The organism is Pseudomonas sp. JUb52 (assembly GCF_004341115.1).
GTDB lineage: Bacteria > Pseudomonadota > Gammaproteobacteria > Pseudomonadales > Pseudomonadaceae > Chryseomonas > Chryseomonas oryzihabitans.
In genome coordinates this window covers 1-15,091 of record NZ_SLYS01000027.1, presented here as the reverse complement: position 1 = coordinate 15,091, position 15,091 = coordinate 1, and the positions used below count along the sequence as shown (strand labels likewise).

Sequence of the window (15,091 nt, the reverse complement as noted above, 5' to 3'; positions counted from 1 at the left end):
GGCGTAAAGGAACGACGTTGCTTGGTCATCAGACACCTCTCTATGGCGAGCATTCTCGCCCTAAATGGGTGTCCGGAATCAGTAGACCACTACACATGTAGGACTTCATATTTCCAGCTTACGGGGCAATTCATGAGCAATCAATGAGGCAATCGGTCGCTTCGCAACCGAAGCCTAAGCCTAAGCCGACAGGCTTCAAACTACACGCGTTTGACGGAGCCGGAGTGCGTTGAACACAACCGATGCTGAGCTGAGGCTCATGGCCAGGGCAGCAATCATCGGAGACAGCAACAGTCCGAAGAACGGATAGAGCAGACCTGCGGCAATCGGGATGCTCAACCCGTTGTACATAAAGGCAAACAGAAGGTTCTGACGCATATTGCGAACCGTCGCCACCGAAAGCGTGCGCGCGCGCAGTATCCCCATCAGGTCACCTTTAACGAGCGTAACTTGGGCGCTGTTCATGGCGACGTCAGTGCCCGTGCCCATCGCTATGCCGACATCAGCCCTGGCGAGCGCCGGCGCATCATTTATTCCGTCGCCTGCCATGGCGACTACTTTACCTAGGGCTTGTAGCTTAACCACCAGCGCCTCCTTGTCTTGCGGCTTCACTTCGCCATGCACCTCATCGATCGATAGCTCACGAGCCACCGCGCGGGCAGTGGTAAGCCCGTCGCCGGTGGCCATGATGACTTGCACGCCCTCCGCTTGGAGCCGCGCTACAGCTTCCTTGGACGTCGGTTTGATTGGGTCCGATACGGCCAGCAAGCCGGCAAGTGCCCCATCAACAGCCAGGTAAACAATGCTGGTACCGCTCTCGCGCATTTTTTCTGCCTGATATTTCAACGGCTCGACGCTCACACCCGCATCTTCCATAAGCGCGGTGTTGCCTAGCTGTAGCTGCTTGCCTTCCACCAGACCACGGACTCCGATCCCTGACCCTGACTCGAAGGTCTCTGGCTTCGCCAGCTGGATACCTTCGCTTCTGGCATGGTCTACGATCGCGTGGGCTAGGGGATGCTCACTACCTTGATCCAAGCTGGCAGACAAACGGATGACTTCCTGCGAGTCAAACGGCGTGACGCCTATGGCCCGATCGAAGACAGGTCGGCCCTCGGTCAAGGTTCCTGTTTTATCGACAATCAGCGTGTCTACCTTACGGACATTTTCGATGGCGCCTGCGTCTCTGAAAAGCACTCCACTTCCAGCCGCTTTGCCTGTGGCAACCATGATCGACATAGGCGTTGCCAGGCCAAGTGCGCAAGGGCAAGCAATGATCAAAACCGCAACTGCATTGATCAGGCCGAATACCCAGCCCTGGTCAGGCCCGAACAGGCCCCATGCAAAGAATGTCAGCAAGGCGATACCGATGACCGTCAGCACGAAATAACCTGCAACCGTGTCTGCCATTCGCTGCATGGGTGCTTTGGAGCGTTGTGCATTCGCAACCATCTGGACGATTTGTGAAAGCATGGTCCCGGAGCCAACCTTAGTGGCTCGCATGACAAGCGAGCCGCTCGTGTTCATCGTCGCGCCGATAAGCGAATCGCCTGTCCGCTTCGTCACCGGAACCGGCTCGCCCGTTAGCATGGATTCATCGACGGCGCTCTCGCCCTCCAATACCTCTCCATCAACGGGTACCTTTTCACCAGGACGAACGCGCAGATGGTCGCCCTCATGAACATGTGTGAGCGGGATGTCCTCCTCTGAACCATCTTTGGCGATACGGCGAGCGGTTTTAGGTGATAAGCCAAGCAGGGACTTAATTGCCGAGGACGTCTGCGAGCGGGCCTTCAATTCCAGCAACTGGCCCAGCAGAGTCAATGAAATGATCACCGCGGCGGCTTCGTAATAAACGCCTATCCGGCCGCCTACTGTGAATGACTCTGGAAACATGCTCGGTAAGAGGGTTGCTACGACGCTGTAAATATAGGCAGCCCCCGTGCCAAGCCCGATCAAGGTCCACATGTTTGGGCTGCGATGTTTGACCGAGGCGAGACCGCGCGCGAAAAATGGCCAGCCTGCCCACAAGACAACCGGGGTCGTGAGGGCCAGTTCAACCCAGTTCTGGCTAGCCCCGTGAAACAGCGGTATCGCATGTCCCGCCATGGCCAATAGTGTCACTGCTACGGTCAGGGGCAGCGACCACCAGAATCGTTTCGAAAAGTCCTTGAGTTCAGGATTTTCCTCCTCGTCGAGTTCAGGAATCAGCGGTTCCAATGACATCCCGCAAATAGGGCAATCACCTGGCCCCATTTGGCGGATTTCAGGGTGCATTGGGCAGGTGTACTCTGTCGTTGCATCACCGGCGGGTGGTTTCTGTGCGGGTGGGGTAGATGCCCGAGAGGAGGTCCCATGAGCCTGCGGTGCAGCGAGATATCGAGCAGGGTCGGAACGAAACTTGGTCTGGCAACCCTGGCTGCAGAAGCGGTAAGTGCTTCCCTGATAATGCTCTTGATGCTCGCTATCCTCTTCCACCTTCATCCCGCAGACGGGGTCGGTGAGTGCTGCAGTACCTTTCGTTTGGTCGGGCTGGTGATGGCACTGCTGAGAGGACATACGGGGCACCTTATGGATTGGTTAGCGACGAACTTGGCCTATTGCAGGGACATTTGCGGTTTTTCAATGCTTGCAGCGTCTGACAGCCAATATATGCAAAGCGTCCTGACCAAAGGCTGAAGTAACCATTACATTTCTGTCAGGTTCTCTGGTATGTCAGGTCGTATGTATGTTGAAGCGAGCTGCTGAAAAAGTAGCTCGCGCAGATACCGCCTGCTGGCCTAACCTATGCCTCCATTGTTCGATGCTCGGCCGCTTCATTTTGATGAATACCGAACCGTGCAAAAGCCAGCGCCTCAAGATCCGTCTGTAGAGATTCGGCCTCTGCCCAGATACAGGCACTCTCGGCAGGCACCGTAAGAGCGATGCCCTCAACTATCGTCAGAACCATCGCATGCAATCTCAGCAGCTCATCGCGAATGGCGGTGGTTCCGCCCATTTCTAGCGAGCAGGCGTCCAATCGATCAACCAGCCGGAGCAGTTGAGAGGTGTCGAAGCCGTCGCGCAAGTTTTCCAACGCCACTGCATCGACTTCGCCGTACGGTGTAACGCGAAAGGATGCGGGAGGAACATTGATCATGTGGTTTTCTCGGTATCTAGCTGGCGAGGGGTGATCACCCGCAGCGAGCCGGCAGCTTGTTGGAACACCAAGTCCTTGATCCAAGGCTCCGGTGGCCGGTTGAGCTTGAGGTTGAATTCGCCGAAGCGCTTGACGTTGCTGGTCAGGTAAGGGCTGAGGAAAGACACGTCCTCGTCGGTGAACTGCCAACCCTCTCGGGCCAATTTCTTCAAGATGCGCATCATATCCACGGTGTTCTGCAGGATCACCGATGAGGCCACCATGTCGTTGTAGCGCAGACGTTTTTGCTGTTCGTCCGGATCGTTTTCGGCAATCACGTCGCCACCGAACGAAAGCCACTTCGAGAAACCGTTGTAGGACTCGATCTTGTTGGTGTTCGCGGTGACTTCCTGGCGCAACTCGCGGCTGCCGATCCAGTTGAGCAGGAAGATCGTGCGGATCACGCTGCCCAGCGCCTGTGCCGCATGGTAGAGCTTGTTTCGCCGGCTGTAGGAGCCGAGTTTTCGCAGCAGCATAGGCGAGGAGATTTTGCCGACTTGGATGGACAGCGCGACCTGCATCAGATCTTGCCAGTGGGTTTCGATCAAGTGCCAGTCGGCAGTGTCGGTGAACAGGCGGTTGATATGCTTGTACGACGCGCCGCGATCCGGCCGGCACATCACCAGGTCACGCCAGTTGCGGATACGCGGCATCAGGTTGATGCCCAGCAGATGGGTGAAGGCAAAAACTGTCGCCGATTGCCCCTGCGTATCTGAATACACAGTGTCTGCCTCAACACTGAGATCAGCCTTTAGCAGCCCCTCAATTACGTAAATCGCCTCCCAGATGCCAGGTGGGATGAAGTGCTGGAACACAGCGATGTAGTTGTTGGCCACGTGCCGATAGGCCACGGCACCCATCTTGCGGTAGCGGAAGTGGTAGCCGGCCAGCAGGTTGTCATCATAGAAGTCGAACTGCGTGCCGTCCGCTGCCACCGCCTTGCCATCGCCCCAGAGCTTAGGCAGATCAAGTTGCAGATAGAGTTCCACCAGCTCGCGGTTAGCCTTGTCCAGCTTCTCCAACGATAGGTGGCGGCGATTCGTATAGGACAGCATGTGTGGCGTGACATTACCGGCCAGATGCCGCGCGGCCTGGTTGGGGCCGAGATTGCAGCCCATTGCGAAGATGGTCATCAGATAGCGCTCGGCAGGCTCTTTGAGCTTCGGCTCGTTACCGGACATGGGACCGAAATGCCGCGTGAACTGAATCCAGTGCTCGATGCTGGCCATGATGTCGAGCACGTGCCTGGCCGGCATGCGCTGCATAAGCGCCGTCTGTAGTGAGATGGCCGAAGGTGGGATGTCCCGCGCCGTTACTCGGCGCAACACCGGTTCTCCGGCTTCGTTAATTGATACGTCCCCTCGGCAAGATGGGAATTTGTCGTCCAGTTGTTGCGCGGTTTCCTCCAGCTGGGTCTTGAGGGAGCCAACAAACTCCTTCGCCGTGCCTGGCAGCCCGACCTTTTCGCAGTAGGCCGGTAGTCGCTGCAGGCATTCTTCCCAGGGCAGCAACTGCTTGCGGTAGTCGGCGAAGGATTCCGACCCCTGTACACACATGTCACCCGATCGCAGCTCGCTGGCCAGGTAGGAGAATACGCAAACTTCCAAATAGCGCCGGTTGGTCGGTGGCCCCTCACTGGCAGGACGACGAACGACCTTGACCCAGCGCTCCGACGCAAACGACAAGTCGATGTGCTCGTCGATCCATTAGCGGCGTAGATTCTCGCTGTCCTGGATCAGTTGAAGATTCTGAACCAGCGATCGATCCTGAGTCGTGGGCTCCAGTTGGAGAAGGTGGCTGAGACGGAACAATAACGAGCGATGGGACTTGAAGTGCTTCCAGATCAGCGGCAGATAGTTATTACCGCCGGTAGCCTGTACTTCGGCGCAAGTCTCACGCAACCGATCCAAATTGCCACCGGGGGAGAGGTATTCCCGAATCAGACTGCCAGCCTCCTGGTCATCCGGTTCTTGAACCAGAATCTGCACCACGCCATCCAGGGTCGCCGCCAACTGCTCCAGCTTCTGGCGTTGCCGCGCCTGGATTCGCTCCAACTCCTCCTTGGCGCGTTTATGGATCGTCGAAATCCGTCGGATGAACATCTCGGCCAGGTGATCCCGGGTCCGCACGCGCATGCGGTAGATCAAGGCCAGCATCAGCGTGTAGCGTTTCGGCAGTGAGCAGTCCTTCAGCTCGGCTACATCCGACGCCGCGGCTTGGGCAGCGAAGTGGCGGATCTTGGTGTCGACTATTCCTCCAAAAATGGCATCCAGATCCCCGAGGCTCTCGAGCCAAGCCAGATGATCGATCAGCACCTCCAAGTGCTTGCGAGATGGCTTCTTGGGCGCCTGCTTCAGCGCATTGAAGTCGCTCTGGCGTCGGCCGAAATCAGTGTCGAGCAGATCCTTTAACTTGTGGATCACCTCGACTGGCGTTCTGGTTACTACGAGGTTGAATATTGCCTCTTGGGATTCGGCATGAATTCGCTCAGCGAGATCATTCAGGGTCGAGTACGCAGGGAGCTCATAATCCTGGCTGATCAGTTCTTCGATTACGGAGTTGATGATGTCGGCGCGTTGGTCAAGCACAAACGACATTGCTTTGGCATGCCGCTCGGCGAGCTCCATGGCATCAGAGCCGTAGAATGCCGTCACACCGAGGCGAGCTCGGATCGCGTTCATGTGGCGATATTGTTGGAACCACTTGTATTCCGCGAGTTTCACCTTGCTACGCTGACCCAACTCTCCGCGAATGAAGTCCACCAGTTGAATAGGTACGTCGGTGATATCAGGAAAATATCGGAGCACCTGAAAGGTTTTTAGGAGAACGGCGAGATTGAGGTGAAAGGGGGCCTTGGACTTGCTTCGTACCCACTTAATCTCATCATCTGAGAACGAAAAATCACGCTGCAGCTCAGCTTTTGAATACGCCTTTGGCAGAGTGGGATACGCCGTACGCTCTAATGAAGCCATAGGAACTCCTTTTCTGAGGAGTCAGAAAAGATAGTCCACGATCAGAGGCTGTGCGGTCGACTTGGTAAATTCTCTTGGCATCAACACGTTACGTGCGAAGTGAGTGAATTTTCCTTATATCTCGGCATGACCCCGTCATGTGATCGTCCGCTGGTTGGGGTAGTTGTGTACCTCAACAGAACGTATCCGACGCGGCGGAAATGCAACCCCATCCACGGCGCTAGTCCCCCAAGCGAGCGCCTGGCTCGCCCAGGGCCACATAGGCGAAGCCGCCGAGTCGATAGGTCGAGGGCGTAAGGAACCCAGGTCGATCGCTGTCCTGCGGCCGCTGGCCACCGGTGGACAGGTAGAGATTGCGCTCTGCCCAGACCTCAGCGCGCGCCTTCATATCGCCGCGCTGCCGGCCGCCCGCGCCACGGTCGAAGTTGCGCAGGGCCGAGACCTTCGGCTAGCACGAACACCCGCAGGTGGGCCTTGATGATGGCATCCCATGCTGGCCGCGCTCACCGAACCAGAGCGTGCAGCGTGGATGTGGCGCCACGGCCTGGTGCTTGATCCTCACCTGGTCGTCTGCCAGGTTCGCGATGGTGCGCAGATCCTGGTGCTCGGGCGTCTACTCGATCGGCATTCCCTGGTGCTGCGCCCTACTCTCAGCCTCCGCCTGCAGCTGCTCACGCACGGTGGCCACCGGTACCCGCTGTTTGCTGGTGGTGTGGCCAGGCCAGGTGAGCGAAATCCGTTCTGGCGCTCCATCGAAGTCGAGGATGGTGTGCAGCGACGGCGCCCAAGGCGCTCTCGCGTGATTCGAGCTCGTCGATGATGCGCCGCTCGGGTGCCTTGACGCTCAACACGTCTTGCCGCGTGCTCCCCTGCAGGCGGAAGTAGCCCGGCTGGCGCATGACGGTGTCGGCGGCATAGCCATCAGACACACATAGCCAGGCGTACCGCTGCTTCAGCTGCTTTGTTCGATCGTCAGCTGGACGGTGTGGTCGATGGGCAGCCAGGTCCTCAGGGAGGATACGCTTCGCTAGCGGAGCGCTCGAGGGTCATGCGGCGCCTCCGGAAACGTTCGGATCTTCGATGGAAGCCTGTCTGCAGCAGAGCTATTCGCTGTCGCTGGTGTGTGGAAGCCGCATAAGGATGCTGGTGTGCTGACAAATCAAGAGATCAAATGGGCCGCGCTGCTCGTAGTGGTCGTGAGCGTTGCGAGGGCGCAGTTGCGAAAGCGGTGGCCTGAACAGGTGCGACGATGGGAGCACCTGGTCGATCTGTCGATCTTGGTGACGGTGATCTTTCTGATGATGGCAGCCCTTACTAATCTCGGCAGGGAGCCGGGCCGACCGATGCCCGCAGGGCCGACCAGGATTGCCTCCGTGGCGCTGACAGATATCTCGCTCCAGCGCCACAGCTGAGCGCAGGCGCTAGGCCGGTGACTCGTAGGTGATGCCGCCGAGCCGATACGTCAAAGGCGTCTTGAGCGGTACCCGATTACCCTCCGCCACTTCCATCCGCTGGCCACCGGTGGGCAGGTAGAGGTTGCGTTCTGCCTAGACGTCAGCGCGCTTTCACATCGCCGCGCCGCCGGCCGCGGGCCGCACGATCGAAGTCGCGCAGCGCCGAGACCTTCGGCTCGGCCTCGCCGGCGAGCACGAACACCGGCAGGTTGGCTTTGATTATGGCGTCCCACTTCTCGCCGCGCTCACCAAACCAGAGCGTGCAGCGCGGATGGGCGCCACGACCTTGTGCTTGATCAGCACCTAGTCGTCCGCGAGGTTCGCGATCGTGCGCAGATCTTGGCACTCGGGGGTTTGCTTGAGCGGTATCTGCCGTTCGAGCGGGTAGTGCAGAGAAGAACCGGCGCTTATAGCGAACGCTAATGCCCTGCTTCGGAGCCCACTTTCAACAGCGTGTTGAACGCACTAGCGCCAGCCGTTCACGGATATAGGCGTCGTTGCCTATCGCCTGGGCATCGAAGGGGATAGCAACGGCGCGCGCGTCTGAGCGCGAATACAGGCGGGCAAAAATCGAACCATCTGGGCAGGTAGGGCTGACTAGAACGGTCCATCCTTCCAGTTCACGACTCAAACGCTGCATCAATATTTGTGTGGGCATGGCAGCGAATTTGGATATATTCATAATTTTTACCCTGAGTATTGGGCGATGACTCGGATGAGTACTTGGCGGCTCTTTGCCTGCTATTCATAAGGCGGGCTCGATTCGGCTTGACGTTCTAGACGCTCCAACACGCGTAGAAGTAGCGATAACGGGCTCCGACAGCAACACCTTTCGGCCTCTGCCAAAAGCGGTAGAGGCTGCGCCACGTCTAGTTTATTTAATTTTTCGAGAATGGAATCAAGCGAACGGGATCTGGGCCGATAAGGAACGCTCATATGGGGCTGTGTCTGACCATGCTTGCTTCCGGCTGCGGCCAACGTAAGTCCACGCACGACGTCTTCCTCCCAGGTGCTTTGACGACTATCTGTCATTACCCCAGAAATTTCTTTTGCTCGTGCAGGATGCGGCAATGGGCAGCTAATGCATTTCGGTCGCCAGTCTCATTGCATCTTCCTCAACCCTTTTAATTGTTTCTGCTGTCAGCGCTTCAAGCTGAAATAGAATGTTCTGAAGTTCGGATTGGCCATATCCACATTGCGCAGTTGATCGCTTCTCAACGTAAGCAATCTGTGGATCTGCAGCATGAAATTTCGATCGGGATTTTCAGGTATAGCGAAAAGGCTACTCATCGTCGTCTCCACGGATGTTACCATCACGACAACCGATATCGCCCAAAATGTTTGTTTCTTAAGGCAATTCGTCGCCGACGGCATGCCTTGTGGCGATGTTTTTATTCCTTGACTATACAGTGCTGTTTATGCGGCTAATCCCTTTATTCGCGTTGACGACGGTTCATTTAAAGAACTTGTAAAATGCTTGTAAAATGCTTGTGAAAAACTTGTGAAAAGCACCTTCGATGTGGCTTCGAACTACGATTGGCGACAGCGATTATATAAAATAATGTTACAGCACCGTTCAGTCTGAGTGACATTCGTCGGGATCACGGCTCAGGCCTGACTATCTCACTAGTACCTCCGGTCTTTCGTCGTCGGCACAGGTGAATCGGAATCTTGGGCGACCGAACCTGCTGGCGCAGATAGGCGCCTATTGCTCAGCTGATCTACAATGGTCGTCACGCGCAGTTGCCTTTCTGCCCATCAACAGATTGGGACTGTCGCAGAGGTTCTGAGACAGGGCTATATCGACCTTTGATAGGTGGCGCCGGCGAGCCTATAAGTCGATGGCGTCTTAAGCGGCGCCCGGTTGCCCTCCGCTGCCGCTGGCCGCTGCCCATCAGTTGGCAGGTAGAGGTTACGCTCTGCCCATACCTCTGCCCGAGCCTTCACATCGCCGCGCTGCAGGCCGCGTGCGGCGCGATCAAAGTCGCGCAGCGCCGAGACCTTTGGCTCGTTCTCGCCGGCGAGCACGAACACCGGCAGGTTGGCCTTGATGATGGCGTCCCACTTTTTGCCGCGCTCACCGAACAAGAGCATGCAGCGCGGGTGCGGGGCGACGACCTTGTGCTTGATCAGCACCTGGTCGTCTGCCAGGTTCGCAATCGTGCGCAGATCCTGGTACTCGGGTGTTTGCTCGAGCGGTATCCCTTCCTGCCTCTCCCTATTCTCGGCCTCCGCTCGCACCTGCTCGCGCACAGTCGCCACCGGTATCCGCTGATTGCTGGTGGTGTGGCCAGCCCAGCCTAGGTGAAGGAGATCCGGCGTGACGCACCGTCGCAGCCTTGGACAGTGCAATACATCCCTTCGGTATGACATCGGTGCCGGACCACGCCCTACCCAATTCTTCCCTTCGCCCAACGGCGATACTCTGCTGGGTTCATTCCGGTAATTTGCGTGAATGCGCGGCGGAAAGATGTGTCCTCGTTATAGCCACATTCAAGTGCCACCTGCTTGATACTCGCGCTCGGTGCCTGGAGCAGCACACAGGCGGTTTCTATCCTTACCCGCGTGATCAATTCTTTAGGTGACTCATTCGTCAAATGCTTGAGGCGTCTGTGCAACGTACGGTCGCTGACGTGCAGCGCCTTAGCCAGTTCCAAGGCAGTTAGCCCACCGGGGCTGCGGCGGATAAGCTGCTCTGCTTCGAGCAGGAATGGATCGCTTCCATTGATGAACCCTCTGGGGGCGTAGATCGATTGGGGCAAGGGCAGGCTGTCCGCCACGGATATATCTGCGGCCAGCCTTGCTATCTCAACGCCAGCGGAATTCCTGATTATTTGTAGCGCCAAGTCGATCCAGGAAAGCGGGCCTCCTGTCGTAATCACCTGGTCGTGCGATTCCATCGCGGACCCCCACACAGGTAAAGCCCTAGGAAACCGCCGTTTGAAAACGTGGTGGAGCCACCATGTTGTGGTGCATCGGCGTCTATCAAGGAGGCCAGCTTCGCCGAGTACGAACGTACCGGCACAGGCCCCACCAACCCACGCCCCCTTTTGGTGACAGGCGCTAATCCAATCCGAGGCTTGCATGACCGACTTAGTCAATGGCGGCGCGCGATCGGCGGCCAATGCCATGCCCGTGACGAGTACGGCATCGCATACCTCCACGTCGCGGAACGAAGCATCGACCGAGATCAAGCGGCCCTGGGGATCACGCAACGAGTTGCCGTCAGCACTAACAACGACCGTTTCAAACTCCGGCCGAGCAGCGTGCCCCGGGCTCTGGGGTAACTCCAAAGGCGGCGATCGCAAAGTCTGATTGGTCATCCAGAACAGATCTGACAATCCGGCGATAGCGGACAGGAGGCTGCCTTCAAGGGCAACGATAGCAATACGCACAGTCTCAGTCCTTCTCTTTGGAAATGGCGAATTTTCCATGAACTATGGCTGGTTTGGCATCTCACGTCTTGTTTTACGGCTACCTAGACTAGCTCCACAACTCACCTGAGTAGCCAAACATGAAGCTGTCTCCTGACCTTTTGCTCCTAGGCCAAGCACCTCGTCTTGCCTGGGCCTGGCTGATACGGATAGGAGCCTTGCTTGGCCTATCCACTGGATTGGCCAGCTCGCCCGCATCGGCTGATGCGCCTGCCCAGAGAATCGAGAATATCGTTTTGGTGCATGGCGCCTTCGTTGATGGGTCGAGCTGGTCTCCCGTGCTGGAGCAGCTGATCGAGATGGGCTACCACGTCACCGCCGTTCAGAATCCGCTTACCTCACTGAGCGATGATGTGTCGGCCACCGAGCGAGTGTTGCAAAGACAAAAAGGGGATGTCCTGCTGGTAGGTCACTCATGGGCAGGAACGGTGATCACTCAAGCAGGTAATGCTACGAACGTTAAAGGTCTCGTCTATGTGTCCGCGCTCGCCCCTGATAGCGGCGAGTCAACAATTGATCTCCTCAATCATCTGAATGCGCCCGCAATGGCGCTCGCTCCCGACCGTGAAGGTCTGCTGTGGTTAGACAGTCCGACCCTTTTCCACTCCGTCATGGCGGCCGACTTGCCCATCGCTGCAGCCCGTTCCTTGGCGGCTCGCCAACAACCCATAGCGGCGAACAGCTTTAGCACCCCTATTGAGCACGCTGCCTGGCGCGACAAACCAAGTTGGTACCTGCAGACGCTCAACGACCAGGCGCTAGCTCCATGGGTACAGCAGGCCATTGCGCAACGCCTAGGCGCCACCCTCCATTCGGTACCTTCCAGCCACTTGTCGCTGCTATCTCAACCGGAGGTCGTCGCTCGCCTGATCGATGAGGCCGCTAGGGGAGTGCCCCATGACAAAGATCATCGCCCCGCTAAGACCATGCCTATCCCCCAACCCTGAGGATATCAACATGAAATTGCTTCACATCGACTCCAGCATCATGGGCAACGCTTCTGTTACACGTGAACTCAGCGCAGCCGTTGTGGCGGCTATCCAAGCTGATCGACCAGATGTCCGAGTAACGTACCGAGATCTGGCGACGGAAGAGATAAGCCATCTGAGCGGTCCTATTGCTGCAGGATTTCGCCAGCCTTCGCAGGCTGATGTTGCGCCGGAAGCCTTAGCGCAACATCAGCTATCCGAAGCACTGGTAACGGAGTTTCTGGCCAGCGACGTGCTGGTCATAGGCGCCCCTATGTATAACTTCAGCGTGCCGACCCAACTGAAAGCCTGGCTAGATAGGATTGCGCAGGTAAATCGTACTTTTAAATATACCGATAGAGGTCCGATTGGACTCACTCGTGACAAGTATATCGTCGTGGTATCTGCACGAGGAGGCTTCTATGCCGACGGCTCGTTCCAGGACATGGACTTTCAAGAGCGTTACCTTCGAGCATTCTTCGCCTTTCTAGGCGTAAAGGACGTCGAGTTTGTCCGTGCTGAAGGTACATCGCGAGGAGACGCAGTCCGTCAAGCCGGGATCGAATCGGCGTCTTCATCAATCCGCGCCATCGTGGCCAGTCTTCCGGCCAATTGAACGCAGATATCGTAGCGAGGATTCAACCATGATTTACGCTATCAACTTGACCTACACTAGCACCTCGGAAGCCATTAACGCCTGCCTTGACGCACACAAGGAGTGGTTGATTCACCATCTGAGCGCCGAGCGGATACTCTTCGCAGGTCCTCTTGAGGACAAGGCCGGCGGTTTCATCCTCGCTTTTGGGTCTTCGTTGTCAGAGATCGAGCAGATGCTCGCGGCTGACCCCTTCGTTGCTCATGGACTTGTTAGGACTGATATCCTCGCGACCCAACCTGCCCTTCGTGCCGCGAACTTTTCAGGTGTGTGGGCAGCCGCTGCAAAGCCTATCTCGCCTGGCTCGGCATAAGCCCCGGCTGTTTTTTCCTACATATCACTGGGCGACTGATGCGTTGTGATTGCTAACCTAGCGCGTCGAGTTGCCTCTATCTCGTCCGAGATATCGAGGCTGGTAGGGTGCCGCTATTCCGCCACGAGGACTCAACTTACGTTACGTCGGTGATTCGTAGGTAATACCACCTAGTCGATACGTCGAGGGCGTAAGGAGCGGATTTCGGTCGCCCTGCTGCGACCGCTGGTTACCCGTAGGCAGGTAGAGGTTGCGCTCTGCCCAGACCTCAGCGCGCGCCTTCACATCGCCGCGCTGGCGGCCTCGGGCTGCACGATCGAAGTCGCGCAGCGCCGAGACCTTCGGCTCGGCCTCGCCGGCGAGCACGAACACCGGCAGATTGGCCTTGATGATGGCGTCCCACTTCTCGCCGCGCTCGCCGAACCAGAGCGTGCAGCGCGGGTGCGGGGCGACGACCTTGTGCTTGATCAGCACCTGGTCGTCAGCGAGGTTCGCGATCGTGCGCAGATCCTGGTGCTCGGGCGTTTGCTCGAGCGGTATCCCCTGCTGCTGCGCCCTACTCTCGGCCTCCGCCTGCAGCTGCTCGCGCACGGTGGCCACCGGTATCCGCTGGTTGCTGGTGGTGTGGCCAGCCCAGGTGAACGAGATCCTCCGCGGCGCGCCATCGAAGGCGTGGATGGTGCGCTGCAGCTGCTTGGTGGTGACGTCGGCGCCCAGGGCGCGCCGCAAGAGCCGCGGCCGCATCTCGGGGGTGTAGCCCAGGGCGAGCCGGAGCGCCTCGATCTCGTCGGTGACCACCTGCTTACTCGCATTGATGGCCAACACCTGCGGCAGCACGCTCGCCTGCAGACGAAAGTAGCCCGGTAGGCGCATGACGGTACCGGCGGCTTGGCCAACGTCGCGCTGGTGGCTGGCCAAGGCCGCGGTGGCCAGCGCGATCGCCGCCTGGCCGTCGACCTCCTGGACCTCGAGGACGTCCGGCGTCTTCTGCTCGTTCAGCAGCGGTACCTGCCATACGCGGCCGCCGACCACCAACCCTGGCCAGGTCGAATTGAAGCTGGCCAGCTGCTCGACGAGCACTTGGTGCGCACGCTGGATCCCTTCGTACATGGCGGTGCCCTCCTCACGGGCGACGTTTCCAACCACAGAAATATACCACCCCTGTACAACGCAAGCCCCTATCCAACCTCTCCCCCTTCCACCCCAGACCGCTCTGCCCCCTTTCCTTCCTTCTCTCCTTCTCTTTTTTCCTTCCCTTTCCCTTCTGTCGCGCGCGGGGCGCGGGCGGATAGAGAGGGGAGCTCGGGTGGAGGGGGTGCAGGGGGGATTGGAGTAAGGGGCACGTGCAGGGGTGGTATATTTTCGGAAGCGAATCCGGTGCTTAGCTGTAGCTGCGCTGGTTACCTTAGAGAGGTACTGCCAACGAATAACGGGCGCGCTTCCTGTAGATTCACAAGAAAGGACTATCAGCTGTTACCGCTCCTATCACCCTCTTCATCCAGTGAGATATCTATAGATATCGCTTCACGAGCTTCAGGTCCCTCGCCAACTGGACCCGCATGAAAGCCAGCAGCTTTTTAGCCGACTCCGCGAGTGGTTTCCCTGGACGAAATAGGAGAAGGCTTCGCGTTCGAATATCGAGATCGAACGCCTTGACCACTACCCCGCGATCAATAAAATCCACCGCAGCCAAAGGTTTGATGAAGGCGATACCAATACCCTGCGAAACCGTACTGCAGATCGTGTGTGCATCGGCCGTCTCGACACGGACGTTGAGCGAAACGTTTTCCAGGTCGAGTGCCACTTCTAAGCAACGCCGGCCACTGTCCTCCGGATTGAGGGCGATAAAGTCGTAGCCACTCAGGTCCTTGGCACAAATCGAAGACTTGTCAATCAGCGGGTGCCCCTTAGGCAAAGCGATCACACCAGGTTCATTGATGAGTTCGGAATGTTCGAGCCTAACCACAGGCATTTCATCCGCCATCACCCCGAAGTCGCAAAGACCGGCGGATACCTCTTGATGGGGTGCCCGCAGAATTAGGAAAAAATCGTACGCTAAGGTTTTCCGGGCATCCGTAGGGGCCGAAACTTCCCGTCTTCCAGCCTGCGGCTCAGCC

At 57.7% G+C, this 15,091-nt stretch carries 13 protein-coding genes and 1 pseudogene; 4 read left to right on the top strand and 10 right to left on the bottom strand.

What is annotated here, in order from left to right; translation table 11 throughout:
• Window positions 1-195: 195 nt before the first annotated feature.
• The 4 genes and pseudogenes from EC839_RS23655 to EC839_RS24730 all read right to left on the bottom strand — a co-directional run bounded on the left by EC839_RS23655 (window position 196) and on the right by EC839_RS24730 (window position 6,538).
• Entirely contained in the window at window positions 196-2,559 is a 2,364-nt protein-coding gene (locus tag EC839_RS23655; protein ID WP_081594550.1) for a heavy metal translocating P-type ATPase, read from the bottom strand.
• Window positions 2,560-2,785: 226 nt separating this feature from the next.
• Window positions 2,786-3,139, bottom strand: coding sequence for a Tn3 family transposase post-transcriptional regulator TnpC (tnpC, locus tag EC839_RS23650; RefSeq protein ID WP_017638586.1), 354 nt, complete (start codon window positions 3,137-3,139; stop codon window positions 2,786-2,788).
• Window positions 3,136-6,150: pseudogene (locus tag EC839_RS23645) on the bottom strand (Tn3 family transposase). Before EC839_RS23645 ends, tnpC begins: the two are co-directional and overlap by 4 nt.
• Window positions 6,151-6,370: 220 nt before the next feature.
• Window positions 6,371-6,538, bottom strand: a complete 168-nt coding sequence (locus tag EC839_RS24730) for a hypothetical protein (protein ID WP_017638589.1) — start codon at window positions 6,536-6,538, stop codon at window positions 6,371-6,373.
• A 760-nt stretch (window positions 6,539-7,298) separates the two neighbouring features.
• On the opposite strand from EC839_RS24730, the gene EC839_RS23635 reads away from it, so the two are divergent.
• Window positions 7,299-7,562, top strand: a complete 264-nt coding sequence (locus EC839_RS23635) for a hypothetical protein (protein ID WP_017638590.1) — start codon at window positions 7,299-7,301, stop codon at window positions 7,560-7,562.
• Window positions 7,563-7,704: 142 nt separating this feature from the next.
• Here the strand turns inward: EC839_RS23635 and EC839_RS24725 are convergent, their stop codons facing one another.
• The 4 genes from EC839_RS24725 to EC839_RS23610 form a co-directional block, all read right to left on the bottom strand.
• Entirely contained in the window at window positions 7,705-7,950 is a 246-nt protein-coding gene (locus EC839_RS24725; protein WP_231893093.1) for a hypothetical protein, read from the bottom strand.
• Between the two features lie 99 nt (window positions 7,951-8,049).
• Complete coding sequence (locus EC839_RS23625) at window positions 8,050-8,286, bottom strand: hypothetical protein (protein WP_132833210.1); 237 nt, start codon at window positions 8,284-8,286, stop codon at window positions 8,050-8,052.
• A gap of 1,115 nt (window positions 8,287-9,401) precedes the next feature.
• Entirely contained in the window at window positions 9,402-9,857 is a 456-nt protein-coding gene (locus EC839_RS23615) for a hypothetical protein (protein WP_017638593.1), read from the bottom strand.
• 137 nt (window positions 9,858-9,994) lie between these two features.
• The gene (locus EC839_RS23610; protein ID WP_017638594.1) at window positions 9,995-10,999 is read right to left on the bottom strand and encodes a GlxA family transcriptional regulator; all 1,005 of its coding nucleotides are present in this window, start codon (window positions 10,997-10,999) and stop codon (window positions 9,995-9,997) included.
• 119 nt (window positions 11,000-11,118) lie between these two features.
• On the opposite strand from EC839_RS23610, the gene EC839_RS23605 reads away from it, so the two are divergent.
• The 3 genes from EC839_RS23605 to EC839_RS23595 are packed head-to-tail and all read left to right on the top strand — an operon-like array spanning window position 11,119 to window position 12,974.
• Window positions 11,119-11,985: an alpha/beta hydrolase gene (locus EC839_RS23605; protein WP_051226121.1), complete on the top strand. Its 867-nt coding sequence runs from the start codon at window positions 11,119-11,121 to the stop codon at window positions 11,983-11,985.
• Between the two features lie 10 nt (window positions 11,986-11,995).
• Complete coding sequence (locus EC839_RS23600) at window positions 11,996-12,622, top strand: FMN-dependent NADH-azoreductase (RefSeq protein WP_017638596.1); 627 nt, start codon at window positions 11,996-11,998, stop codon at window positions 12,620-12,622.
• A gap of 28 nt (window positions 12,623-12,650) precedes the next feature.
• Window positions 12,651-12,974: a YciI family protein gene (locus EC839_RS23595; RefSeq protein WP_017638597.1), complete on the top strand. Its 324-nt coding sequence runs from the start codon at window positions 12,651-12,653 to the stop codon at window positions 12,972-12,974.
• 141 nt (window positions 12,975-13,115) lie between these two features.
• Here EC839_RS23595 and EC839_RS23590 read toward each other — a convergent pair whose 3' ends face one another.
• Complete coding sequence (locus tag EC839_RS23590; RefSeq protein ID WP_017638598.1) at window positions 13,116-14,084, bottom strand: DNA replication terminus site-binding protein; 969 nt, start codon at window positions 14,082-14,084, stop codon at window positions 13,116-13,118.
• 400 nt (window positions 14,085-14,484) lie between these two features.
• On the bottom strand, window positions 14,485-15,091 hold a 607-nt coding region (locus EC839_RS23585), incomplete at its 5' end, for a LysR substrate-binding domain-containing protein (protein WP_218568254.1).